This window comes from Micromonospora sp. NPDC048935 (assembly GCF_043197875.1).
Classification (GTDB): domain Bacteria; phylum Actinomycetota; class Actinomycetes; order Mycobacteriales; family Micromonosporaceae; genus Micromonospora.
This window is the reverse complement of record NZ_JBICTZ010000001.1, coordinates 364,806-389,709: the sequence shown is the minus strand read 5'-3', so window position 1 is coordinate 389,709 and position 24,904 is coordinate 364,806. Positions and strand designations below refer to the sequence as shown.

Annotated in this window: 15 protein-coding genes; 6 read left to right on the top strand and 9 right to left on the bottom strand. The window is 69.8% G+C overall.

Annotated elements, in window-relative coordinates:
* Positions 1-10: 10 nt before the first annotated feature.
* Positions 11-7,321 carry a ricin-type beta-trefoil lectin domain protein gene (locus ACGFIW_RS02250; protein WP_393310524.1) on the bottom strand — a complete coding sequence of 2,437 codons (7,311 nt, stop codon included), beginning with the start codon at positions 7,319-7,321 and terminating at the stop codon, positions 11-13.
* Positions 7,322-7,763: 442 nt separating this feature from the next.
* On the opposite strand from ACGFIW_RS02250, the gene ACGFIW_RS02245 reads away from it, so the two are divergent.
* Positions 7,764-10,841, top strand: a complete 3,078-nt coding sequence (locus ACGFIW_RS02245; protein WP_393310523.1) for a DNRLRE domain-containing protein — start codon at positions 7,764-7,766, stop codon at positions 10,839-10,841.
* 90 nt (positions 10,842-10,931) lie between these two features.
* Here the strand turns inward: ACGFIW_RS02245 and ACGFIW_RS02240 are convergent, their stop codons facing one another.
* Positions 10,932-11,123, bottom strand: a complete 192-nt coding sequence (locus ACGFIW_RS02240) for a DUF397 domain-containing protein (RefSeq protein WP_393310522.1) — start codon at positions 11,121-11,123, stop codon at positions 10,932-10,934.
* A complete protein-coding gene (locus ACGFIW_RS02235; protein ID WP_393310521.1) occupies positions 11,113-11,994 on the bottom strand; it encodes a helix-turn-helix domain-containing protein in 882 nt (293 codons plus the stop codon). The genes ACGFIW_RS02240 and ACGFIW_RS02235 overlap by 11 nt, the downstream gene beginning before the upstream one ends.
* A gap of 136 nt (positions 11,995-12,130) precedes the next feature.
* On the opposite strand from ACGFIW_RS02235, the gene ACGFIW_RS02230 reads away from it, so the two are divergent.
* Both ACGFIW_RS02230 and ACGFIW_RS02225 read left to right on the top strand, forming a co-directional pair.
* Positions 12,131-12,385: a hypothetical protein gene (locus tag ACGFIW_RS02230; RefSeq protein ID WP_393310520.1), complete on the top strand. Its 255-nt coding sequence runs from the start codon at positions 12,131-12,133 to the stop codon at positions 12,383-12,385.
* A 40-nt stretch (positions 12,386-12,425) separates the two neighbouring features.
* A complete protein-coding gene (locus ACGFIW_RS02225; RefSeq protein ID WP_393310519.1) occupies positions 12,426-12,746 on the top strand; it encodes a hypothetical protein in 321 nt (106 codons plus the stop codon).
* Here ACGFIW_RS02225 and ACGFIW_RS02220 read toward each other — a convergent pair.
* Together ACGFIW_RS02220 and ACGFIW_RS02215 are read right to left on the bottom strand one after the other, a co-directional pair.
* Complete coding sequence (locus ACGFIW_RS02220) at positions 12,733-16,536, bottom strand: CARDB domain-containing protein (protein ID WP_393310518.1); 3,804 nt, start codon at positions 16,534-16,536, stop codon at positions 12,733-12,735. The two genes, ACGFIW_RS02225 and ACGFIW_RS02220, sit on opposite strands and share 14 nt — an antisense overlap.
* A gap of 423 nt (positions 16,537-16,959) precedes the next feature.
* Complete coding sequence (locus ACGFIW_RS02215; protein ID WP_393310517.1) at positions 16,960-17,511, bottom strand: GNAT family N-acetyltransferase; 552 nt, start codon at positions 17,509-17,511, stop codon at positions 16,960-16,962.
* A gap of 51 nt (positions 17,512-17,562) precedes the next feature.
* Here ACGFIW_RS02215 and ACGFIW_RS02210 point away from each other — a divergent pair, with 51 nt between their 5' ends.
* Positions 17,563-18,411 (top strand): YhjD/YihY/BrkB family envelope integrity protein, encoded by an 849-nt coding sequence (locus tag ACGFIW_RS02210; RefSeq protein ID WP_393310516.1) that lies wholly within the window; start codon positions 17,563-17,565, stop codon positions 18,409-18,411.
* Between the two features lie 126 nt (positions 18,412-18,537).
* On the opposite strand, the gene ACGFIW_RS02205 is transcribed toward ACGFIW_RS02210, so the two are convergent.
* The 4 genes from ACGFIW_RS02205 to ACGFIW_RS02190 form a co-directional block, all read right to left on the bottom strand.
* Positions 18,538-19,659, bottom strand: coding sequence for an ABC transporter permease (locus ACGFIW_RS02205; protein WP_393311209.1), 1,122 nt, complete (start codon positions 19,657-19,659; stop codon positions 18,538-18,540).
* A gap of 65 nt (positions 19,660-19,724) precedes the next feature.
* Positions 19,725-20,417, bottom strand: a complete 693-nt coding sequence (locus ACGFIW_RS02200; protein WP_393310515.1) for an ABC transporter ATP-binding protein — start codon at positions 20,415-20,417, stop codon at positions 19,725-19,727.
* Entirely contained in the window at positions 20,414-21,547 is a 1,134-nt protein-coding gene (locus ACGFIW_RS02195; protein ID WP_393310514.1) for an efflux RND transporter periplasmic adaptor subunit, read from the bottom strand. The genes ACGFIW_RS02200 and ACGFIW_RS02195 overlap by 4 nt, the downstream gene beginning before the upstream one ends.
* A complete protein-coding gene (locus ACGFIW_RS02190; RefSeq protein WP_393310513.1) occupies positions 21,534-22,148 on the bottom strand; it encodes a hypothetical protein in 615 nt (204 codons plus the stop codon). The genes ACGFIW_RS02195 and ACGFIW_RS02190 overlap by 14 nt, the downstream gene beginning before the upstream one ends.
* 113 nt (positions 22,149-22,261) lie before the next feature.
* Between ACGFIW_RS02190 and ACGFIW_RS02185 the strand changes: the two genes are divergently transcribed.
* Both ACGFIW_RS02185 and ACGFIW_RS02180 read left to right on the top strand, forming a co-directional pair.
* Complete coding sequence (locus ACGFIW_RS02185) at positions 22,262-22,963, top strand: response regulator transcription factor (protein ID WP_393310512.1); 702 nt, start codon at positions 22,262-22,264, stop codon at positions 22,961-22,963.
* Positions 22,953-24,845 (top strand): ATP-binding protein, encoded by a 1,893-nt coding sequence (locus ACGFIW_RS02180; protein WP_393310511.1) that lies wholly within the window; start codon positions 22,953-22,955, stop codon positions 24,843-24,845. The genes ACGFIW_RS02185 and ACGFIW_RS02180 overlap by 11 nt, the downstream gene beginning before the upstream one ends.
* The last annotated feature ends 59 nt before the right edge of the window (positions 24,846-24,904 follow it).

Genomic DNA, 24,904 nt, shown 5'->3' with positions numbered 1-24,904 from the left:
CATATCCTCACTAGCGGGGGTTCCGCCCTCCCCGACAGGCCGCCCAGTGACAGGTACCCATGTCCGGCTTAAGCAGGTCGCTGAGTAGCGTTCTCTCCTCCACTACATCGGACCCGTTGCGGAAGGTGAAACCGGGACCGAGAGGCGCCAAGGTGTAGTTAGGAATGGTAGAGCCTGGGCCAGCAACTTCGACCGGAGTCATCCGAGGGCCACCCGGCCCCGAGATACGCATTCCCTGCTGTCTGGTAATCGTGAAGCCGTGCTCTCCATAGAAGGCAACCGAGGTTCCTTCAGGGACGACAACCATACCATCCTCAGGTCGCCAGGATCCGTGGCCATGGAAAACAGTCTCACCGTCACCTCGGAAAGGCGCATCTGTACGATTGGCGCCGCCAGAATTACCCGTTCCTGAATCTGACAGTGTGTCGGCTTTGTCAGCGCTGCCCCCGCTGGAGCCGCCGTTGCCGCGTGAAGAACCACCCGAAGAGCCACCAGGCTTGGAAGTTGCCCTAGCACCTCCCGATCCCTTGCCGGCGCCGATCGACGCGGCCGAGGAACCCCTCGGGTTGCTCTTGGCCTGGGCCTGTTTCTGGACCGGGTTACCGGTCTTCTTCGTGGCGTTCGTCGCCTTGTTACTGGTCGTGTTGACCTTGTCGGTGACCTTCTTCTTCGCCGCCTGGGCTGCCATCTTCGCCCGTTCGATGGCCAGCTTCTTGGCGTTGAGCGCCGCCGTCTCCGCCGCTTTGGCGGCGGCAAGGACACCTTCGGCGGCTCTCTTCGCCGAACGCCAAGCCTGGATGGCGTTGATCGTTCGGTCGATGGCCCTGGCCACCTTCTTCAACTTGAAAATCTTGCCAGCTGGAAACGACCCGAGGATCAAACTCCCACACGCCCACAGGTCACCGCCGAAGCAGTTCATGGCGTCGTTGATGCCGATGAACTCCTTGAGGATGGACCAGGCCGAGTCGAGCACCACCGACATCAACGACCGGCCCATGTTCGCCTGCGCCTGCGAGACCATCGCCGCCGACAGACCCGCGCCGGCCAACGCCGCCGCCGTCTCCGACGCGGTCAGCGCCACCGACAGACCGGACGGGTCGGACAGCGTCGCCGGGTTGTTGTGGGCGTACGCGTACCCGTTGGACTGGGCCGGGTCGGTCAGGTCCAGGACCGGGTCCGCGGACAGGAACCGGCCCACGGTCGGGTCGTACAGACGCGCGCCGAGCGGGGTGTAACCGGACGCGTCATCGCGGAGGGCACCGAGGAAGCCGGTGTTGTTCAGCAGGTTGACGTTCAGGGGAGCGGCACCGCGCTCGTTGCCGAACGGATCCTGCTTGCGGACCCGCACCGGCATCGCCGAGTCGTACATGCCGATCTCGGCGTACGTGCTGCCCTGGTGATCACCGGCGAGGGCCAGCAGGTAGGAGTTGGAAACGGCGTTGTTCGCGTAGCGCACCACAGCGCCACCCGGGGTGGCGTACGAGCGGTTGACGGACACCTGCGCCCCGCCCCGTTGCACGGTGAGCTGCGCCTCGCCCAGGTTGAGGGTGGCCTGTCGCTGCTGGACCGTCAGCAGCCGGGTGCCACCCGGCCCGTAGATGTGCCGGGTCTCGTCCTGCGCCTCCCACTGCTGCGCGGGCACGCTGGCGCACGCGGCCAGCACGATCGGCGTGCCCTCGGCGGTCGCCGCGTCCTTGACGGCCACGCAGAGGCCGGAGGCGATGTGCTTGAGCTGGCCGGTCGACTGACGCTCCAACTGCTGGCTCGCCCCGGCGTCGCAGCTCTGCACGGCGAAGGCCGAGCCCACGGTGTTGGCCGCCGGCTGGATGCACCACTTGTCGTACACGGACAGCGTGCCCAGGTTGGCGTTGCTCTGGTTCGGAGTGGGGGTGAAAGTCCACTTCTGGGCGGGGGAATCGTTGCACGGGTAGAGCTGGAGGGGCTGGTTCGGGACGACGAGGCCACCGGTGAGGTCGAGGCAACTGTCGGCCAGACTGGCGTACACGCTCTTGCCCTTGCCACCCGCGCCGGCGATGCGCTCGACCTGGCCGTCGTAGGTCCAGGACAGCGTCTGCTCGTCACCGTTGTCGATCGAGGCGACGGACTTCGTCTCGCCGGTCAACTCGTACAGCCGCTCGGCGGCGGCGGTGACGGCAGCACCGGCCGGGGTGACGTAGTTCTTGGTCACCTTGGTCAGGGTGCGCGGCTGGCTGCCGTCGGCCTTGCCATAGGTGTACCTGGTGGTGGCGTCCTTGGCGGTGGCGCCGGTCAGGTCCTTCTCCACCAGCTTGGTGCGGTTACCGAGCAGGTCGTACTCGTACTCCTGCCAGTAGCCGGACTTGTCCGAGCCGGCAGCCACGTTGAGAGAGCCGTCCCCGTTGACCGGGCCCGGGGAACACTGCGCCTGGTCCTTGGCGGTCCAGGCCGTCTTCAGCCGGCCGACCGAGTACTGGAAGCACTGCCGCTCCTCGATGCCGGTGGCCTGCTCGCGGATCGCGGTGACGTTGCCGGCGTCGTCGTAGGCGTAGGAGCGGTTCGAGACGAGGTTCCCACCGACGATGGTCTTGTCGCCGGTCTGCTCGCGGTAGACCTGCTGGCTGTTGAGGGCACCGCTGGCGTCGTCGTACGACGCCAAGGCCCACACCCGGTACGGCTGGGCGCCGAGTGTCGATCGCAGCACCTGCCCGTACGGCGAGTAGGCGGTCTCCGCGCCGTACCAGTCCTTGCCGGACACCGAGAGCGGCAGCCCGTCCTTGGTGTAGCGCATGACGAGCTTCTCGGACGGCAGGCTGCCGAGGGCGGGCAGGGTGGCCGACTCGGGCAGACCGGTGTCGGTGTAGGTGTAGTCGTACCGGTAGGAGTTGCGCAGACCCCAGGTGTCCGCGACCGACTGCGGCAGCGTGAGGGTGGTGGACGTCGGTTGGTAGTCCTCCGTGTACCCGCCGATCGACTGCGTGTAGGGCAGGCCGTCGGTGTAGCGGGTGGCGGTCGCCGGCAGGCCCTTGCCGCCGGGGACGGTGTCGTAGGAGTACTCCGCCACCAGAGCGCCGTTGCTGTCACCGAGCCGCTGCTGCGTCGGCCGGGAAAGCTCGTCGTAGCCGTTCCACACGGTGACGCCGCGGGCGTTTGTGCTGGTGAGCTGCCGGTCCCGGTGGTCGTACGCGATCCGGGTGGTGCCGGCGTCGGGGTCGGTGGCGGTCTTCTGCCGACCCCGCTGGTCGTAGGTCCAGGTCCACGGACGGGTCGGGTCGGCGGAGTGGGTGGCCTGCGCCAGTTGGCCGCGCGCGTCGTACGTGTAGCGCATCGACGTGAACGTGGTGCGGTTGGCGTCGGTAAACGTGTCCAGCCGGGTGGTCCGGCCCAGGGCGTCGGTGTACATCCGGTAGGAGGTCGCACCCGACGGGTTGATCACCGTCGAGTAGTCGGCGCCGTACGCGTAGTTCGTGGAACGCGCCGGATGGTCGACACCCCGCAGGACCGGCATCTCCCGGGTGACCCGGCCCAGGCCGTCGTAGGTGTAGCGGGTGGCGTTCGGCACCGCCGTGTCCGCCAACGGTGTGAACAGCGTGCCGACCGGGCTGCCGTCGGCGAAGTAGGCGTTGTTTGTCTGCCACACCTCGCCGGAGCTGCCGTACAACGTGTCGGTGATCAGCCGACCCGCGCCTGTCGCCTGTTCCTGGCTCTGCCGCTCACGTCCGAGACCGTCGTAGAGGGTGACCGCGGTCTGGACCTTGCCTTCGTGGCCACGGCTGAAGGTGGTGATGTAGGGCGGTTTGCCGGGCCGGGTCGCGTACTCGGCCTTAAAGTCCGGGACGAGGGCGGCGGACGGGGTACGGCCGGGCGCCCATGCCTCGACGAGCCGACCCATCGGGTCGTACCGGGCCTCGCTGACCCGGTTGTTGAGGTCGGTGGTCTTCACAGTGGTGGCGCGGCCCGGCTCGATCTCCTGGATCTGCTTGTGCCCGAGGGAGTTCTGCTCGGTCACCGTGAATGCCTGCCCCGTCGAGGGGGTGTAGGCCATCGTGGAGGTCTTGCCGTCGGGGTCGGTTTTCGAGACGACCCGGCCGATCGCGTCGAAGCCGGTGGCGCCGTCGGGCTGGAAACCTGACCCGTCGGCCTTGAGTGACCAGGTCTGGGTGGCGAGGCCACGGGCGTTGGCGCCGAGCGCGGTGCCGTACGCCTGGCCGTCGTAGGCCACCCGACTGGCGGCGCTCAGCGTCGTCAGGTCGTTGGGGGTGGCGGCGGCGCAGGTCGTCGGGCTGCTCCGGGTCTGCATGGTGAGACCGATGATGTTCTTGTCGGTCCGGTGCAGGTACTCCAGGAACGTGCAGGACTCGTCGCCGCTCTTGTCGAGGTCGCCGAGCGACTCCACCTCTGTCGGCAGGCCGGTTCCGTCGTCGTATTTCGTGTTCGTCTCGATCGTGCGCAGGGTGCGGTTGTCGTCGCCGCTGCCCGAGGACCTCGTGTGCGATTGCTGGCGCGTTTCGGTGACCCGCCACGCCTCCAGCGGGCTCAGACCGTCGTCCCGGGTACGGCTGGCGAGCAGTTGCGCATTGGGGTAGGTGACGCTGCGGGTGAGCCAGTCCTTCTCGTCGTCGCCGGCGTCGGCGTATGTCAGCTCCTCGGCAACCCGTCCGGCGAAGGGCTCCCGGTCCTTGGCGATCTCGGCTTCGGTGATGTCCTTCACCGACACCGTGTCGCCAGTGCCCTGGAAGTAGCGGGTGACGACCTTGGTCCGCTTGCTGCCGAGGCTGGGTTCGTCCGCGCCGGTGAGGACAGTGGTCAGCGCGAAGCCAGCGAACTGGGAGTAGGTCCGGGTGGACTTCTTGGTGAACTCCTGCTCGGCGAGGCGCCACGCGGCGTTCTGGTATTCGTACCGGGTGACTGTGGTGTAGGCGCCGTCGACGTTCGGCAGCTCCTCGACGCTGTCCACGACGTACTTGTGGAACCAGTCGATGTCCTCGACCGACGGATCGGGGTGCCAGTAGCTCGGATAGCAGAGCCGGTTGTTGGCTTTCAGCGCGGCGGTGTCGGTCTTGCCGGGTAGGCCTTCGCCCTTGTCGCAGCCGCCGACCGGTGCCTTGTACCTGATGACGGTCTCGCCGCCGTACTCGTTGATGACCCGCGAGATGCGCAACCGGGAGAAGCCGGGTCGGTGGTCCCGCTTGACGCGGTTCGGCATGTCCTCGGCGTTGGCCTCGAAGCGCACCGGGTTGAGGGTGACCTTCGCGTCGTCCGTGCCGTTGCGGCCGTACCCGGTACGGGAGATCGACTCCAGCCACAGCGCGGTGTTCGGGCCGGTACGCAGGATGGGGAAGGACTGCTTGAGCTTGTACTCGTCCACCACCTGGTGGGCGGTGTTGCCGGAGTGCCGCTGGGCGGACGTGCTGATGGTCTCGAGACGTTTGCGGCTGAAGAACGACGGCCCGGCGTTCCAGCACTTCTCCCTGTCGGCGCACCGGAGGGCGGCAGGGGTGTCGTACCAGAGGCGGTAGTTGCTCGGGTTCTTGTGGGCGAAGTTGGCGTCGCTACAGGTGAGCGAGCCGGAGTCGAAGCAGCGCTCGGCGACCGCGAAGTGGACGCGGGCGGGCGCCTCGGCCGAGAAGATGGTGTCCTTGCGCTGACCGTAGTCGATCTGGGTGAGGTAGCCGGCCCGGTCGTACTCGACGGGTGCCGTGAAGTTGAAGTTGCGGGCGTAGTAGTTCTTCTCCTTGGCCCACCACAGGCTCATGGCGTTGCCGTGGACGTCCTCGACGTAGTCCAACGACCAGCGCCATGCCTGGGTGCAGGCGGAGCCGGCCCAGTCGCCCGCCTTGTAGCAGGTTTCCGCCGGAGCGCCATCGGTCGCGTGGTTGCCGTAGACGGGCACGGTGAGCACGGAGTTGGTCTCCGGCTTGCCCGCGGTCCAGCCTGGCAGGCGGTTGAGGCCGAAGTGGTAGCGGGTGCCGTCGCGGGTGGTGACGACCCAGTACTCACCGCTCGCGTCGCCGTTCGCCAGGCCCGTGTTCTTCTTCAACTCGACAGTGGAGCCGTCACCGTTCGCGGTGGTCCACTTGCTGCCGTCCCAGACCAGCTCGGTGGTCGCGCCGGCGAGCGACAGGGTGGCGTTCTCGGAGCCCCAGCACAGGTCGGCGGTGCGGTGGTCCTTGTTGTTGGAGCCGGCCTTCTTGGAGTCCTCGCGGCAGGTGGCGTAGCTGCGGGTGATCGCCCCGGCGCTGTAGTCCCAGCCGTCGCCGATCCACGAGGCCTGGTTGTTTGTGGCGGAGGTACGGCCGTCCACCGACTGCGAGGAGTAGGAGAGGGCGACCTTCGGCATCAGACCGCCGGCGGTCTCCGGCACCTGCACCTGGTAGGAGTAGGTGAACGCGCCGGAGGAGGCGCCGGCGGCCCAGGAGCCCGAGGAGAGCAGCGGGGTGGCGGTGTAGTCGCCGGCCGCCGAGCCTCCGGTGTCCAGCACGCCGACCACGTTGGGCTCGGCCGCTGCCGCGGACCTGCCCTGTGCGGAGCCGGTCGCGCCGTTCAACAGCGGGCCGACCGGGACTCTGGTGGTCAGTCGGCGGCTCGACTCGTCCTGTGCGGCAGTGGTCCTGGCGCCCGACTTCTTGGCGGGGACCAGCCGCACGTCGCGCGAGAGCGTCTGCGCCCCGGCGTCCAGGGGGGCGGTCCCGTCCGCGGCGCAGTCACCGGTGTCGGGGGCGTCGTACACACAACCGGGCAGCAGCACGGCGCCGAAGCGGTCCGCGGCCTGGGGCCCGTACAGGTCGACGAAGTCCGTCGTGTTCACGCTGAGCGCGACCTCGGCCGCCGGATCCGCGGTCGCGGGCGGCGTGATCTTCATGATCAGGCCGGAGACGCCCGCGTCCTGGGAGGCCTCGGGGGCGGCCAGGTCGACGGTCCAGGAGCCGGCGAGGGCGGCCGGGTCGGCCCCCGCCGGCACGCCCAGCTCGATCGGCAGGTCGTCGACCTGCACGCTGACGCCGGCGGCGACCCCGGTCAGGTCCACGTCGCCGCTGCCCTGCTGCCACGGCTCGACACCCTGCGGCAGGTACGGCGTGACCGGCACCTCGTCGGCGGTGGTCAGATTCTTCTCGCTGGCGGCGTCCTCGCCCACCCGCTCGGCCGCCGGAATGTCCGGCAGCTCGAACGTGTTCTCCTCGCGCGCCATGCCGGGGCCTGGCACCGCCCAGGCTTCGGCGGGCACCATCGTCGCCACAAGCGTCGTGCACAGGGCCAGCACCATCGCTCGGCGGGCCCGGCGGTGGCCAGGTCCCGTCGGGGTTCCGGGGCGTGAGCGCCGGACCAGCAAACCGAAACCTCGCACGCGTCGACTCCCACCAGCGAAGACGAAAAGGGGTGGCGCGGAGAACCGCGGAAACCGGCGCCACGTCCGGCGCATGGTTGAGCACTGTGCGGCAGGCATAGCGCGAAATCAAAATTACGAAGAGTGACAACGGGCGACTCGGAATGACCTACGTCACGCCACATTTGACCAGAATATGGGCCTTCGGCGAGAAGCTGGACCCCCTCCGCGCACCTCCACATTCCACAGCAATTCGTGCCAGCAAAACCAGACACAAGATCAAATTCTTGACGAACCTGAGCAGATACTTAACGCTAGATAACGGATCAATAACAGCCGCAGGGTATCCGCAGTTGGGCCGCGGCGTGCGATCGTGTGCCCGCGTTCTGCCCCATGGCTCCGCCTACCGGGACGTTCGCGCATCGCCTCCCATCCACCTGGCCCCTACGGGAGTGGATTCGCCGTGACCGCGCCTCGCCTGCTCAGCCCCTTCGTGCGTACGCGCACCAGGCTCACCCTCACCGTGGGCCTCACGCTGGCCGCCCTCGTCGCCGCTCCCCTGCCCAGGTGGCTCGGCTCCGACGAAGCGCCGAAGGAGGCCACCATCGCGGCACGCGTCGCGCCCCGCAATGAGGTGGCCGCCGCCGCCGAGGCCCACCGCACCCGCACAGAGGTGCTTGTCGACACGGCCACCACCGCCACCGCGCGCACCTGGGCTCTGCCGACCGGCCAACTGCGCAGCGAATTCCATGTCCTGCCCCAGCGCTCGCAGGACGCGGGCGGCCGGTGGAGGGACATCGACAACGCCCTGACCCGCACCGGGCAAACCCCCGGCGGGCTCGACATCCGACCGGTGAACGTGCCCGCACCTGTGCGTTTCTCGAACGGCGGCACGACCACCGGCGACAGTGTGTTGGCCGAGGTGGACGTGGCCGGTCACACCATCGCGTACACCTGGCCCGGTCGCCTGCCGGAGCCGGTGCTCGACGGCGCGCGCGCTCTCTATCCGGAGGTACGCCCCGGCGTCGACCTCCTGGTCGTCGCCCGGGACCAGGGCGGCTTCGCCCAACTGCTGATCGTCAAGGACCGCACGGCAGCGCAGAGCCTCGGCGCAGTGAGCTACGGCCTGCGCTCGAGCACGCTCGTCTTTCACCACGACAAGAACACCGGCGGGGTACGGGTGCTCGACCGCGCCGGTGGCGCGGAGATCACCTCGATCCCGACCCCGTTCGCCTGGGACTCCGCCGGTCGCGACCCGGAGGCCGAGCCGGGCACCGTCACCCGCACCGCCGTGGCCAGCCCGGCCGACGTTCTGAAGCTCTCCGGCCTCAGCGGCAGCGAGCCCGGCGCTCACCACGCGCCGATGTCCACCCGCCTCGACCGGGACCGCACCGGCGATGTCCGACTGCACCTCGACGCCGCCACCGGCGGGCTCCTCGATCGCCCGGACACGCTCTTTCCCGTCTTCATCGACCCGACGCTGAACAGCGGCGAGACCGCCTGGGCAACTGTCTACGCCCAGAACCCGAACACCAACACCTGGAACGGCACCAACTTCAACAGCGGCACGACTGTCACGCGGGTGGGCTACGAGAAGGACTCGCCGTTCCGGGCCCGTTCCTTCTGGCGGATGGGCTTCAGCAGCAGTCTCCGGGGGGCGACGGTCAGCTCGGCCAGCTTCAAGATCTTCAACAACTACTCCTACAGTTGCACCGCACGCGAGTTGCAACTGTGGCTCACCGGCGCCATCTCCTCGGGCACCACCTGGAACAAGCAGCCGGGCTGGATTGGCGAGCAGAGCCGGCAGACCTTCGCCCGCGGCTACAACGGCAACTGCGCACAGGACTACGTCAGTTTCAACGTTCTGAACGCCGCACAGTTGGGCGCCAACAGCGGCTCGCCGAACCTCACCCTCGGCATGCGCGCCACGAACGAGTCCGACACGGACACCTGGCGCAAGTTCAGCGTCAATACCGCCCTACTGTCGGTCACCTACAACCGACCGCCGAACGAGCCGACCGACGGCACCACCTCCCCCGGCGGCGCGTGCTCGACAGCGGGTGTCACGATCGCCAAGACCAATATCGTCCTCGCGGCCAACGCCAGCGATGCCGACGGCAATCTCCGGGGCCTGCGCTTCCGCTGGTGGAAGAGCGGCGAGACGATCCCGGCCGGCACCCTGGTGACCAACCTGAGCGGCGGTCGGGCCAGCCTGACCATCCCGACGACCAGCCTGGTGGACGGCGGCCTCTACTTCTGGGACGTCAACGCGCAGGACGAGTCCAACGCGACATCCTCGTACTTCCCGCCCGGAAACGATCCCTGCCGATTCATCATCGACGCCTCGGCGCCGCCCGCGCCGGACGTCAGCAGTCCGGTGTTCCGCCAGGCCACCCCCGACGGCGCGACGTGGGCCACCGTGAAGTTCGGCCAGACGGGCCCGGTCACCTTCACCGCCGCCGGAGCGGCCAGGTTCAGTTATACGTACGAGGGTGTCGGCGCCCCGCTGTACGTGAATGCCGTCAACGGCACCGCCACCGTGCCGGACCTGATGCCACGGCACGCCGGCCCGATCACGTTGCAGGTGTACGCCTACGACGCCGTCGGCAACCAGAGTGAACGCACCGACTACCAGTCCTACGTGCCGCCGCGGGACACTGCGGACGCTCCGGGCGACACGGGTGGCGACGGGATCGTCGACCTGCTCATGGTCGACTCCGGCGGTGGGCTGCGCAACTATGCCGGTGACGTGGGCGGCGAGTTGTACGGCTCCCAGCCCGCCGCGTACGACGACAAGGGCGCGCTCAACCCTGCGGGCCACTGGTTCGACCCAGCCTCCGGTCGGGCCGCCCTGATCACGAAGTACGCGGACGCCTACCCCGGCGATGGCTCGACCGACCTGTTCGCCGTGAACCCGGACGGCACCTTCTGGCTCTATCCGGGCGACGGCTACGGCAGCTTCAACGTGGACAGGCGGCTGCGGGTGATCCTGCCGGGCAACGCGCCGGCCCCCTCGACCTGGACGCAGATCAAGGCGGTAGGCGACATCACCGGAGACTCGCTGCCGGACCTGATCCTGCGGGCCGGAACGTCCTGGTGGGTGCTGAGCGGTTACACCGGGGCGAGCTTCCAGGAGGCGACCCTGATGGAGGACAGCACCTGGACACGCCAGGAGATCGTCAACGTGGCGGACGTCGACCTGGACGGCACGCCCGACCTGATCTGGCGCAACCTGGACAGCGGCATCATGTTCCTGCGGCACGGCAAGCCGGGCAGCGCCCCGGGCAGCGTGGCGCTGGGTTCACTGAAGACGCCTGGCGGATCGCGCAGCGGTGACGTCTTCTACGGCTCCGGATGGACGGCCAGCAATATCACCGCGCTCATCGCCGTACCCGACCTGAACGGGGACCGGGTGCCCGACTTCTGGGCGCGGTACGCCTCAGGCGGCGGGATCTGGGTCTACTACGCCACCACCACGGGCACCGGCTCGGCGATGATCGTGATGGGTGACGACGTGAGCAGTGTCAAGGCCCTCGGCTGAGACCGGCCGATGACGGGCCCGGGCAGTCACCTGCTCGGGCCCGTCGTCCTGCGCAAGGGGCGGTGGCACCGAGGACTGGCGGGCCGGTCGTCAGGCTTGCGCGGTGCTGCGCTTGGCCGCCTGGACGAAGGTGGTCCAGGCCGACGGGGTGAAGGTCAGCGTCGGCCCCTGCCGGTCCTTGCTGTCGCGTACGCCGACCGTCTCGGCGAACCCGGCCACCTCGACGCAGTTGCCCTCGCCGCCGGACCGGGTCGACGTGCGCCAGACTCCGTCACGCACCATCGGTCATCTCCTTCGCTATGGCCGCGATCAGTTCGCGGGACTCGTCGGCGCTGAGCGCCCGCTCGCCGAGGGAGCGCCAGGCGTCTTCGTAGATTTCGATCTCGTGGGTCTTGTCAAGGTAGACCGCGCCGCACGGCCCGTCCATGTAGATCGTGGTCGGCTCCGGCTCGCGCACGTCGGCTGGGAAGTCGAGCATGGTGAAGGTGCCGGCCTGCGCCCAGCGGACCAGCCCCGCGTCGAGCGGCAACACCCGGATGTCGATGTTGTGCTGCTGCGATGCCACCAGCAGCGACTCCAGTTGCCGGGCCATCGCCGCCCGATCGCGCAGCGGCCGGCGCAGCACCGCCTCGTTCAGGATGACGTCGAGGCGCGGAGCGCGAGGTATCGCCCGTGCCAGCAGGCGTTGGCGGCGAAGCCGCACGTCGACCTTCGCCTGCCGCTGCTGCTCGCTCATCTGCGGGTGGTCGGTGGCGATCACCTCGGTCATGTACTCGACCGTCTGCAACAGCCCCGGGACGAGGTTCGCCTCGTAGTGGCGGATGCGGGTGGCGGCGGCTTCCAGGCCGACGTACAGCTTGAACCAGTCCTTGATCGCTTCGCCGTAGCTGTGCCACCAGCCGTGCGCCTTGGTCTCGCGGGCCAGTGCCCGCATCGTCTCGATCGTCTCCGGGGACGCGCCGTAGACGCGGCACATCGCCGCCACGTCGTTCGGGTGCATGGAGACCTGACCGGTCTCGTACCGCCAGATCCGGGGTGCCGACCATTCCAATTCCTTGGCCGCGGCGGTAACCGTCACGTAGGCATTTTCGCGAAGCTCTCTCAAATATCTGCCGAGCTGCCTGCGTGGGACTGTGCTGCCGGGGTCGTCCACGTCATCTCCCTGACTGTCGTCGCGTAAGACACCTCATCCCTTGGTCCGCATTCTGCTCCGAAAGATTGCGATAGGCCACCACCGGAATGACCATCGTGGATGACAACGAAAAAACGAGCCAAGCCGAAGGAGGGTCATGGACCCGGTTGACGACAGCACCGAAGACCTGCCGCTACCGCCCTACGTGACGAAGGAGGACGTCGTGTTCGCGCTGAGGGCCGTCACCGTGCACGCCGCCGACCTGACACCCGACGGCGAGCGCTGCCGCAAGGACGAGGCTGCGCATCCGTGCCGGCTGCACCGCTGGGGCCGTCGCGTCCTGGAACGGCGTGGCCTGACCGACGCACAGGTGCAGACGCTGATCGCGGGGGGAACGGTGGCGTTGGGATGAGCCGCTGTGGCCCGACCACGCCTGACAACCGGCGACCGCGATGACCGCCCCGCGCTGGATCATTCACCTGCCGACCACGCTGACCAGCCTGGGCGACGCCAGCGCCCTGGCCGTGGCGCTGCGGGACTCGCTCGGCCACCTCGGCGTTCTCGACTTCGGCGAGATCACGCTGAGCGAGGAGGACGCGCAGTTTCTGCGTACCCGAGTGTTCTGTGACGCCGCGCTCGACGGTGCTGGCCGCTGCCGGCGGCGCGACGCCCACGACGGACCCTGCGCCGCGGTGCCCAGCACGGAAGTCGGGGTGCCCGCGACATCCGGACACCCCGACTTCACTCACACCGTGTCGATCAGGGAGCGATGACGAACTGGGAGCCCGGCTGGATGACGATGTTGCCGTCGGCCGAGTTGGTAATCGTCACGTTCGTCAGGTTGGCGTTGCCGCGCGCCCCGCTCATCGCGAGGATGCCGGCACCGTTGTTGGATTTGTCGATTCGCACGGTGGTGATGGCGACGTTCGGCATGTTGCCACCACCGTTCTTGAACTGGATGCCGTCGTACGTCGAATCGATGATGTCGGTGTCGCGGATGGTGACCCCGACGATGTCCCGGGTGGCCGGGAAGAGCGTGATGGCACCGAACTCCTGGTCCTCGTTCCAGAACGCGCCACCGGTGCGGTAGAGGCCGTTGTTGGCGATCAGCGTCGTGCCGGAGAACGGCAGCGGGTCGTGGTCGGTCGCCAGCATGATGCCCGGGTAGTTCGCGGTGTCGTAGATCAGGTTGTTCTCGATCGAGTTGTCGTAACCGCCGTAGATGGCGATGCCGTTGGCCCGCCAGGGCAGCTGGACGGTGTTGTTGACGAAGTGGTTGTCGTGGGCGATGTCGACGCTGCGGTCCTTGACGTACGGGTTGGCCCAGACGGCGAGCGTGTCGTCACCGGTGGTGCGGAACGACGAGTTGAACACCCGCGAGTTGCGGGTGCCGTTGCTGAAGTTGATGCCGTCGGCGTACGTGTTGCGGATCCGCATGCCGGTGAACTCCAGCCCGTCGGCCGGCCCCCACAGGTCGGGGATGTTGTCGTAGTCCCGGCCCACCCAGACACCCACGTTGGCGTGCTCGATCCACACGTTGCTGATCTTCGTCCCGGTGCCGAAGCGACCGTTCAGACCGACGCCACCCTCGGCGTTGCCGTCACCGCCACGGATCCGGCCCGAGCCGAAGATGGCGATGTCGGAGATCTGGGTGTTCTTGTCGATGTCGAAGCCGAAGTTGCCCTCGTGCGGGTGGTTGATGCCACCCACCACGTTCTGCGGCTCGGTGAGCGTGTAGAGCTGCGAGTGCCACATGCCGGCACCGCGGATGGTGACGTTGCTGATGCCGACCTGGTTGTGCGTACCCCGGTTGAGCGGGTCGTCGGTCAGGATCTTCTGCTCCTGCCGCCACTGCCCGGCAGGGATCCAGACGCAGCCGATGACCCCGTTCTGGTCGTCGGTCACCGCCCGCTGGATGGCGGCGGTGTCGTCGAGCCCGTCGTTGGGGACCGCACCGTACGCGGTGATCGAGGTACAGCCGGCCGGTTGGCTCGCCGCCGGGGCCACCTGCTCCAGGTCGATCATGTCGATCACGTAGAAGGAGGCGGTGTCACCCGAGTCGCGCTGCAACTTGAACCGGGTGCCGGCCGGGTACGACTGGGCCAGCAGCGCGTTCGACTCGTCGAAGAGCCGCCGGGCGTCGGCCTGCGGGGTGTTGGTCAGCGCCTCCGGCCCGTCGGTGTTGCCGTAGAGCCAACTGTGCTTCGACGACAGGGTCAGCTTGCGGGAGAAGACGTCGTTGACGTAGAGGCTGATGGTCGCCTCGATGCCGCCGCCACCGGGGGCGTCCGGGATCGAGTTGCGCACCACGATGGAGTTGGCCTGGTTGGCCGAGGTGAACTCGACGAACTGGCCGGTGCTGGTGAGCCGCACCGACTTGCGACCGGAGGACTCGCTGGCGAAGTTGGTGTGCCCGAAGGTGCGCAGCGGGTCCGCCTCCAGCAGCGTGCCCTGGTAACGGCCGGCCTCCGCCTCGTACGAGACGTACGGGACCGCCGCGCCACGGCCGACCACTATCGACTGGCTGAACGCGTTGTTCGTCTCGTTGGTCTCGGCGACCACGTTCGTGGCGTCGGCGGTGGCGGTGATGGTGGCCCCGCCGCTGGTGGCGGTCCAACTGCCGGAGACGGCCACGGTGACCGTCGCGCCGGCCGCGATCGAGGCGGTGCTGGTGTTGAGCGTGGTGCCGCCCGCCACCAGCCGGGTGACGGTTGTCGCGCCGGTCGCGGAGGTGCCCCGGTTGCGGACCGCCACGGTGAAGGTGACGGACGCCCCGACGGCCGGGTTCGGCGGATTCGAGGCGATGCCGAGCACCTGGAGATCAGGCCCCGGGGCCTGCGCGACCACCAACGGCGACGCTGCCGTGAGGCTGTTGTTGCCGTTGTTCTGCTCGACGATCGTGTTCGCCGGGTCGACCACCGCCGTGACCGCGTAGCTGCCCATCGGCCGGGTCCCCGCGTTGAACGACACGGTGGTCGACGCGCCCGCGCCGAGCGCGCCCACCGTGGCGCTGCCGACGACCGCGCCGGCCAGGCTGAAGTTCACAGTGGTGGCACCGGCGGCGGACGAGCCCACGTTCTGCACGACGGCGGAGAGGGTGATCGCGCTGACCTCGCTGGGCGACGTCGGCGACCAGGTCACCGAGCTGACCACCAGGTCCGGGTTGGGTGCCGGCGTGCCGCACACCTCAAGCTCGGCAACCTGGCCGGACGGGGCACCGGTGTTGCCGGTGAACCGCAACTGCACGTCCGCCGTGGTCGCGCTGACCGGGATGCTCACCAGGTTGGTGCCCTGCACGAACTGGTAGGCCGCCGCCGACACCAGACTGGTGTACGCCGACGACGCCTGGTCGCGGCCGAGGACCTGGATGGTCTGGGTACGGGTGCCCCAGGACGAATCCGGATTGAGCCGCACGGTGACGCCGGAGATCGAGTGGTTGGCACCGAGCGCCACGGTCAGGTTCTGCGGGTAGCTTGCCGCGCCCTCCCAGTAGGTGCCGAGCTGCCCGTCGTTCGCCTTGTCCGGGGTGAAGCTGAACGTCGAGCCGCTCGCCGTCATGGCCTTGCCCTGCGCCACGTTGGTGCAGGCCGGCGGGTTGCTGCCGGTCCGGGTGACGGTGTTGCTGGTGCCGGACAGGTTGCCGGCGCCATCACGGGCGCGGACGTGGTACGACACTGTCGCCGTCGCCGGCTGGGTGTCCTGATAGGTGAGGACGGTGCCCAGCGTCGCGATCAGGTTGCCGCCCCGGTAGACGTTGTAGCCGGCCAGCCCGCTGCCGCCGGAGTCGGTGGACGCGCCCCAGGTGAGCGTGATCGTGCTGCCCGACGTGCTCTGCGACAGCGTCCCCGGGGTGCTCGGCGCGGTGGTGTCACCGGTGGTGCCGCCGCTGCCGTACACCTCCAGCTCGGAGAGCTGCCCGGCCGGCCAGCCACTGTTGGCGGTGATGGTGATCCGGACGTAGCGGGTGGAGGTCTGGCTGACGTTGATCGTGACCGTGTTGCCGCTCGCCGGGTTGAAGGTGTACGTCTGCGACCCGGCAAGTGTGGTGAACGACGAACCGTTGGTGCTGCCCTGCACGCTCAGCGTCTGTGTCCGGGTGCCCCAACCGGAGGTCGGCAGCTTCAACACGACCTGGTTGACGCTCTGCGACGAACCGAGATCGACCTGGACCCACTGCGGGAACGCGTTGTTGGCGCTCTCCCAGTAGCTGCCGGCGTTGCCGTCGACGACCTTCGACGAGTCGTAGACGTCGGCGTGGCCGCTCTCCTGGGTGGGGCGGCCCTGCGCGAGGTTGGTGGCCGCCGCGGCGAAGCCGCTGCCCGGTGCGGCCGCCGCGGCGAAGCCGCTGCCCGGTGCGGCCGCCGCGGCGAAGCCGCTGCCCGGTGCGGCCGCCGCGGCGAAGCCGCTGCCCGGTGTGGCTGCCGGGTCGGCGGGGCGGGCGGCGTTCGAGGAACCGGCGCGACCGGCGCTCGCCGGGCTCGCGAGGGCTGTCGCCCCGGCGGTGGCGATCAGCGCGGCGGCGGCCGTGGCCGCCACCGTCCTGAACAGATTCGTTCGTCTCATCACTGTCCTTGTCGTCGGGGGACGGTTGCCGCGGTGGTTGGACCACGGGGGTGGAGGTGCGGCGGTGCGGCGCCGGTCGATGCGCGGGCCGGTGTCGAGAGAGACGGGGTGGCACGGGCGGCGTGGGGGCGCCGCCTGTGCTGCAAAACCGGGCCCCCACTGGAGGCCCGTTGAATCTTCCGAGAGCATGCCCAGAAAGACGCATGCCTTTGTCTAAATCTTGCGTTACTTTGGCCAAAGGTTACTGACGTGCTACGGGACCGTCAACACTTCGACCACCGTGACTATTGACGGGCTTGCCTACCCCGACGGCCGCTCCGCTGGCTGACCTGCACAATGTCGGGGAAGGTGCCGCCTCCCGACGACCAGAGGCACACCTTCCCCGATGTTGCGCGGATCTTGCGTCAGGTCGTACGAGAACGGTCAGGCATCGGGAGCCCGCAGGACGAAGGTCTCCAGCAACTCCCCGCCGTACCAGTCGGTGCGCTGCCCCACGTGGGTCATGCCGAGTCGCCGGGCGACAGCCATCGACGGCTCGTTGCCCGGCGACACGACCGCGTAGATCTGCGGGGTGCCGGTGGCGAACTCCCGTGCGATGAGCGCACGGGCCGCCTCGGTGGCATAGCCGTGACCCCACGAATCCGGGTGCAGGTGCCAGCCCGTCTCGATGTCCCCGGTGAGCTGCGTCTCCGGCGTTCCCGGCAGCGGCTTGAGCAACACCGTGCCCACCACCACCGCGGTCTCGCGTACCTCGATCGCCCAGGTGCCGTACCGGCCGGCGTCGTCGGCGTGCCGGTCGCGCCAGATCCGCAACCGCTCGACGGCCTGGGCCGGGTCGGTCATCGGCAGACCCGGCGAGGCGCCCAGCCAGCGGGTGATCTCCGGGCGCCGGTAGATGTCGTAGATCCGGGACAGATCGGCCGGATCGTCGGTCCAATCGCGCAGGATGAGGCGTTCGGTGGTGAGAACAGTCATGACCGGCGATCTTAGGGAGTGACGGCCCCGACGACAGGGAAGGAGGACCCGATGGGCAACGGATGGCAGCGCACGAAACGGATCACCAGTGCCGCGTTCCGTCCGGTGCGTGGCCGGGACCTGTCGCTGCACGCCGCCGCGATCACCTTCTACGGCGCGATCGCCGTGGTGCCGGTCGCCCTGCTGGCGATCTGGCTCACCGCACTGGTGGCCGGGGCCGACCGGGTACGCCGACTCACCTCGTACGCCGTGGAGGCGCTGCCCACCGCGATCGGCGCACCCCGGGCGGTGCATGCGCTTGTCGAGGCCGGGGTGGGGTTGACCCCGTTGCTGGCGCTGGCCTCCCTGCTGCCTGCCTCGCTGTACGGCGAGGGCCTGCGTCGGGCGTTCGTCTCGGTTGCCGCACCCCGCTCCGACGAGCACCTGATCGGCTGGCGGGGCCGGCTCCTGCTGCTGCCCCTGCTCGCGCCGGCCCCCGCCCTGCTGCTGTCGATCCTGCTGGCGCTGCCGCTGACCACCCGCCTCGTACGCCAGGGTGGTTGGCTCGGTGTGCTCGGTGTGGTGCTGTCGTTCCTGGCGGTCTGGCTGGTGCTCACGCCGGTGCTGGTGTGGGTGTTCCGGGTCGTCGGGCCGGCCTCACCGGACTGGCTCTCCACCCTCGGCATCGGGTCGTTCACGGCGGCGAACCTGTCCGGCTTCCTGCACGGCTTCGTGCTCTTCGCCTCGCTCCCACTGGACCTGGGCGTGCCCTTCGGCGGGTTCGACGAGATCGGCGCCGGCGTGGCCGTGCTCCTGTGGCTCTACCTGTTCCACGTGATCGTCCTGGCCGGCTACTCCGCCACCCTGGCCCTCTCCCGCTGGCGCACCACCCGCCCCACCCCCACCCCAGAGCCTGGTTGATCATGAGGTTATCGCCACTCTCGTCGGCGTGTCGTGGCGATAACCTCATGATCACCGGGGGGTGGAGCCGGGGTGGAGGCGGGGTGGAGGCGGGGTGGAGCAGGGCTGGAGCAGGGGTGGGGGCTTTTAGGGGGTGTTCAGGGCTTCGGTGGGTGTTAGGCGGGCGGCTCGGATGGACGGGTAGACGCCGGCCACCACGCCTACCAGGAGGGCGCCGGTGATTCCGCCCAGCACCGCGGTCGGCGGGATCGTGGGCGGCCAGCCCTGGTAGCTGGCGTACCCGACCGTCGCCAGCACCCCGAGGGCGGCACCGGCGGCACCGCCGAGCACGCTGAGCAGCACCGACTCGGTGAGGAACTGCACCCGGATCTGGCCACGGTTCGCGCCGAGTGCCCGGCGCAGGCCGATCTCCCGACGGCGTTCCAGCACCGAGATGACCATGGTGTTGGCCACGCCGATCCCGCCGACCAGCAGGGCGACAGCCGCCAACCCGAGGAACAGCGCGGAGAAGCTGTTCTCCGTGGCCCGTTTCGCGGCGAGCGCGTCGGAGGGGCGGCTGACCTGGACCAGTCCGGGCAACTGCGGGTTGAGGGTGGCCGGCAGCACGGCCCGGACGTCCTCCAGCGCGTCCTCCCTGGCCCGCAGGTAGACGACCGTGGGGTGACCGTCGAAGCCGAGCATGGCCTTGGCGGCGTCCCACCCGACAAGCACCGAACGGTCGAGATCCGGAGAGAGCGGCAACGGGTCCAGGATGCCGATCACGGTGAACCAGCGTTCGCCGATGAACACCTGGGGTGGTTGCCGGGGGTCCACTGTGGCGAAGCCGAGCCGGCTCGCCGCGACGTAGCCGAGGACGGCGGTCGGGAGCCGGGCCGTGCCGGCGTCGAGGGCCCGACCGCTGCGAATCCGGCCGTTGACAGTCCCCATCAGGTCCGGCCGGGACGCGAGCACGCTGAGCCCGGAGGTGTCGTACCTGTCCAGCAGCTCGTTGCGGCGCACGGCGGTGTGGGTGTTCGCGACCGCGCTCGCCGTCTCGACCGGCCCGATCCGCGACACCATGGCGGCGGCGTCCTCGGGCAGGAGGACCGGCGGATCCTGATCCGGTACGGGCTCGGCCCGCAGCAGGTTGGTGCCGAGGGCGTCGAGCTGGTCCATCAGGTCGCGCTGGCTGGACGCGGGGATGCCCACCACGACGACGAGCGTGGCGATGCCGATGGAGATGCCCAGGGCGGAGAGGACCGCCCGCATCCGGCGGGTGGTCACCCCGAGCAGACCGAGCCGGAGTACGTCGGTCGGGGCGAGCCGGGTCTTGTTCACGTCCCGCTCCCGGTGACGGTGTCGGCGACGATCCGACCGTCGCGGATCTCCACCTGTCGAGGCGTACGCGCGGCGAGATCGCGGTCGTGGGTGATCACGGCGATGGTGGTGCCCTCCGCGTTGAGATTCGTGAGCAGGGTCAGCACCGCCTCCCCGTTGACCGTGTCGAGGGCACCGGTCGGCTCGTCGGCCAGCACCAGCGCCGGCTCGTTGACGAGTGCCCGGGCGATAGCCACCCGCTGCCGCTCCCCACCGGAGAGTTGCTGCGGCAGGTGCTCGACCCGGTGCGCCAGGCCGACCCGGGCCAGCGCCTCGATCGCGGTGCGGCGGCGACGACGGCGGGGCACCCCGGCGTAGAGCAGGCCGGTGGCGACGTTCTCGGCGGCGTCCAACCCGTCGGTGAGATGGAACTGCTGGAAGACGAAACCGAGCCAGCGACCCCGCAGCGCGGAGAGCCGACGGTCGGACAGGGCGGTCACCTCCTGCCCGGCCACGCGTACGCGACCCTGCGTCGGCAGGTCGAGGGTGCCCATGATGTTGAGCAGCGTGGACTTGCCGGACCCGGACGGCCCGACGATGGCGAGCATCTCGCCAGCGCGCACGGTCAGGGAGACGTCGTCAAGCGCGGTCACCCCGCCGGGGTACGTCCTACTGACTCCCTCCACGGTCAGCACCGGCTCGGCGCTCACGATGCCGTCACCACGTCGAGGCCCTCGGTCACACCGGTACCGCTGATCTCGACCAGACCCCTGGCGAACATCCCGGTCTCCACGGCCACCAGTCCACCGTCGGGCAGTTGCAGCGCGTGCCCGCCCTCGCGGAGCGCCACCAGCGCGCCGACCGGCACCGCGAGCACCCCCCTGTGGACGGCGGTGGTGAACCGGACCTGCACCGCGGCGGCGTCCAGCTTGGCCACGTCCGCCGCCCGGGTCGGCGCGACGAGGACGTCCACCGTCGGCGGGGTGCCCTGCCCGGTGCCGCCGTCCGACCCACCGCCGCGCACCGTCTGCGAGATCGAGGCGACCTTGGCCGGGATCTCGGAGCTGTCCGGCAGGGCGACGACCACGGCGGCGCCGACCGTGATGGCGCCGACCTCGGTGGCCCCGACCGGTACGGTGACCAGCTTGACCTTCTCGGTGACGGCCAGCAGCTCACCGGCGACCGGGTCACCGGGCAGCGCCCGCACCGCGCTGACCCGGGCCGGCCCGGTCAGCACGGCGACCTGCCCGACCGCGATCGTGCCGGTGGGCTCCAGGCCGAGGGCCTGCTGCCACTTCTTGATCGCGGCGACGAGGCTCGCGGTGAGCAGGGCGTGCCCCGTGCCGATCCTCGTGCCGTCGGTGCCCCGGGACGGCTGGGAGCCGATCTGGTAACCCAACGCCTTCAGGTTGTCCGACACGATCCGTACGTCGCTGCCCACCAGTCCGGGCTTGTCGAGGGTGCGAAAGAGCGGGGTCCCACCGAACAGCACCGGCACCGGTCGGTCGTTGACCCAGTAGAGCGGCTTGCCCCGGGCCACCGTGTCGCCCACCTTCGGCAGCCGGGTGACGACGCCCTCCCCGGCGCCCTTCACCACCCGCTCCGGGCCGAAGCCGAGCGTCCCGTTCAGCGAGCGGGTGTCCGACAGGTCGGCCCGGGTCACTGTCGTCGTGGTCACCGACGGCGGCGCGCTCGCGACGTCATCGTCGGCGTGCCGCCGCAGCGCCAGCACCCCGACGCCGGCGCCGACGGCGATCACCAGGGTCACCGTCGCCACCACGATCGCGGTACGCCGGGTGGTGCGCCGACCGGGATCGTCGCTCGGGTTACTTCTTGGCACCGAAGATCTCCATCGTGCAGTCCCGCTCGGCCTTGTCCATCGCGGGACCTTCAAGACCGCCGGTCGGGTCGGCGACCCCGTCGTCGTAGGTCCAGCCGGAGCCGTCCGGCAGTGAGTGGATCTTCAGGCCGCGCCCGCGCAGGCACTGGACGTAGTCGTTCCACTGGCTCACGTAGTTCGGGTTCTTCTCCGGGTCCAACTCCGGCGGCTGGAGCGGCAGCTTGTTGGCACACGCCACGTACGCCGCCTTCGGCTCCCCGCTCTGGTCGAGGGACAGGCCCGTGCCGTCCCCCACCGGGCCGGGTTGTGACCGGCCGTCGTTCAGCTTCACGCCGTTGTCGTGCAGGCAGATGTTGTACGTCCCCCAGAGCCGGTTCTCCTCCTCGTCGGTCATGTCCAGGCGGAGCTGCGGCCGGCCGTTGGCGGCACCACCGGCGGGGGTGGCGCTCGCCGGGGCGGACGGGGTGACGAGCGACGCGACATCGCCGCTGGCGGTGCCCTTGTCCGCGCTTGGCGCACCGCCGCCGCAGCCGGTGAGGGCGACGGCGAGCGCGGCGACCGCGGCGAGCCCGACCGCGATCCGATGGGTTGGGTTGGTCATGGCAGGCAGCTTCACGCCCCGGTGTCAGAGACCTGTCAGGAACCGGTCGTCATCCGGTAGCCCCAGCTCAGCGGCACCGCCGGACCCGGCCGGGGCCACGTACAGTCGCTGCCGTGTGTGCGTACGTGCTGGTAGCCGAGGACGACCGGAAGCAGGCCGAGTTGGCGCGCCGGTATCTGGAACGCGAGGGACACGAGGTGCTCGTGGTGGCCGACGGGCGGGCCGCGCTGGAGCAGATCCGGCAACGACCGCCGGCCCTGCTGGTCCTCGACGTGATGATGCCGAAGGTCGACGGCCTGGACGTCTGTCGCATCCTGCGCCGGGAGTCCGACCTGCCGGTGCTCATGCTGACCGCCCGGTCGACCGAGGACGACCTGCTGCTCGGCCTCGACCTGGGCGCCGACGACTACATGACGAAGCCGTACAGCCCACGTGAGCTGGTCGCCCGGGCCCGCAGCCTGTTACGCCGGGGCCAACGGACACAGCGGCAGGCGGACCCGGTGCTGCGGGTCGGCGCCGTGCACGTCGACCCGGTGCGCCACGAGGTACGCAGCGACGGACGCCTCGTCGACTGCACACCTGGCGAGTTCCAACTGCTCCAGGCGATGGCCGCCCAGCCGGCCCGGGCGTTCACCCGCGACCAACTCCTGGGTTACCTGCACGGGTTCGACAGGTACATCACCAGCCGGACCGTCGACATGCACGTCATGAACCTCCGCCGGAAGATCGAGCCGAACCCGCGTAAGCCGGCCCGGCTGGTGACCGTGTACGGCGTCGGATACAAGTTGGTCGAAGAGTCACCCCATGTCGCGTGAGGTGCCGCTGCGCCGCAGTCTGCTGCTCCGGCTGCTGGCGCTGGCCGTCCTCATCGCCGTCGGCTCCATCGCGGCGACCGCGTGGCTGGCCGTGCGCACCACCACCGGAGCGATCCGGCAGGAGCAGGGCCAGGCGCTCGCCGACGACACGCGCATCTACGACACCCTGCTCGCGTACGCGGCGACCCACCCGACCTGGGACGGCGTCGACGCGGCCGTGCGACCGCTCGCGCAGGACGTCGGCCGGCGGATCGCGTTGACCACCGACACCGGTGCGCCGATCGCGGACTCGGCACCCGGCGCGGGCCCGTTGCCGACGACGTCATCCGCGACAGTCGACGCGCTCGCCGTCGACACCGCCCTGATGCCCGGGGCCACCCCGCCGAGCGGCGGTGACGGCGGCACCAGCCGCATCGACCCGCGCACCACCGGGCCGTACCTGCTCCCGCCCGAGGAGCGCGCCGCCCTGCGCGACAAGGCGGCCCAGGTGGTCCAGTGCCTGCGGATGCGGGCGCAGGTCGACGCCACAGTCGTGGACGGCCCCACCGGCCGCCCACGAATCGACACACCCGGCACCGACCTCGACAGCGCCCTCTGCACCCAGTCAAGAGACGATCTCGCACACCGTACCGCCACCGAGGGCAAGGCGCTCGCCCAGCTCAACGCCCTGGTGAACACCTGCCTGGCGCGGCGACGCCTGCCCGCCGTGCAGGTGGACCTGAACTGGACCTGGACGAGGCAGTCGGCGGCCAGCGCACCCGACTCCCGCAGCGCCGCCGGCATCGACCAGGAGCACAACCGGGCGATCAACGCCTGCGTCGGCACCAGTCGACGCGAGCAACTCCTCCCGTACGTCGCCCCGGCCGCGACCCTCTTCGTCACCGACCCGGGCGGTCGCCCCTCCACCACCTTCGACCTGTCCCCCGCCAACCAGACCCGCATCGTCGCGGTCGCCGGCCTCGTCCTGCTGGTGACGGTCGGCTTCACCGTCCTCGCCGGCATCCGGCTGACCCGCCCGCTGCACGCCCTGACCGGGGCGGCCCAGCGGATGCGCGACGGCGACGGCTCCGCCCGGGTCCGGGTGACCGGCCGCGACGAGATCGCCCGGCTCGCCGAGGTCTTCAACGACATGGCCGAACGGCGGGAACGGCTGGAGCAGCTACGCCGCGCCATGGTCAGCGACATCGCCCACGAGATGCGTACGCCGGTGAGCAACATCCGCGGCTGGCTCGAAGCCGTCGAGGACGGCGTCGCCGCCCCCGACCGCAGGCTGCTCTCCTCACTGCTGGAGGAGGCGACCCTGCTCCAGCACGTGATCAGCGACCTTCAGGACCTGGCCGAGGCCGACGCGGGCGCGCTGCGGCTGCACCGCGAACAGGTCTACCTCACCGACCTGCTCGCCCAGGTCGCGGCAGCGCACCGGGCCCAGGCCGACCGGGTCGGCGTCACCATCACGGTACGCACCGAGGCCGACCCGCAGGTGGACGCCGACCCGGTGCGGCTGCGCCAGGCCGTCGGCAACCTGGTCGCCAACGCGGTGCGGCACACCCCGTCGGGCGGGCGCGTGACGATCAGCGCCAGCGCGACCGATGCCGGGGTCATCGTCTCCGTGGCCGACACCGGCAGCGGGATCAGCGCCGAGGACCTGCCCCGGATCTTCGACCGCTTCTGGCGGGCCGAGAAGTCCCGGAGTCGGCAGACCGGCGGCAGCGGCCTGGGCCTCGCCATCGTGCGCAAGCTCACCGAGGCCCACGGCGGCACGGTCAGCGCCACCAGCACCCCCACCCAAGGCTCCACCTTCACCCTCCACCTACCCCACCCCCACCCTTCAACCCCAACCCACTCCCCGCCTCCACCCCCGCCCCCGGCCCCGCCTCGGTGATCAGAAGGTTTGCGTCACCGGACGGCCGTGCAATGACGCAAACCTCTTGATCACCGGGG

Coding starts and splice junctions, on each gene's coding strand:
- ACGFIW_RS02205 (WP_393311209.1), bottom strand. CDS start 19,659: ATGCGGGCGGTCCTCTCCGCCCTGGGCATCTCCATCGGCATCGCCACG.
- ACGFIW_RS02190 (WP_393310513.1), bottom strand. CDS start 22,148: ATGACCAACCCAACCCATCGGATCGCGGTCGGGCTCGCCGCGGTCGCC.
- ACGFIW_RS02210 (WP_393310516.1), top strand. CDS start 17,563: ATGGGCAACGGATGGCAGCGCACGAAACGGATCACCAGTGCCGCGTTC.
- ACGFIW_RS02240 (WP_393310522.1), bottom strand. CDS start 11,123: ATGGTGCGTGACGGAGTCTGGCGCACGTCGACCCGGTCCGGCGGCGAG.
- ACGFIW_RS02230 (WP_393310520.1), top strand. CDS start 12,131: ATGGACCCGGTTGACGACAGCACCGAAGACCTGCCGCTACCGCCCTAC.
- ACGFIW_RS02180 (WP_393310511.1), top strand. CDS start 22,953: ATGTCGCGTGAGGTGCCGCTGCGCCGCAGTCTGCTGCTCCGGCTGCTG.
- ACGFIW_RS02220 (WP_393310518.1), bottom strand. CDS start 16,536: ATGAGACGAACGAATCTGTTCAGGACGGTGGCGGCCACGGCCGCCGCC.
- ACGFIW_RS02225 (WP_393310519.1), top strand. CDS start 12,426: ATGACCGCCCCGCGCTGGATCATTCACCTGCCGACCACGCTGACCAGC.
- ACGFIW_RS02215 (WP_393310517.1), bottom strand. CDS start 17,511: ATGACTGTTCTCACCACCGAACGCCTCATCCTGCGCGATTGGACCGAC.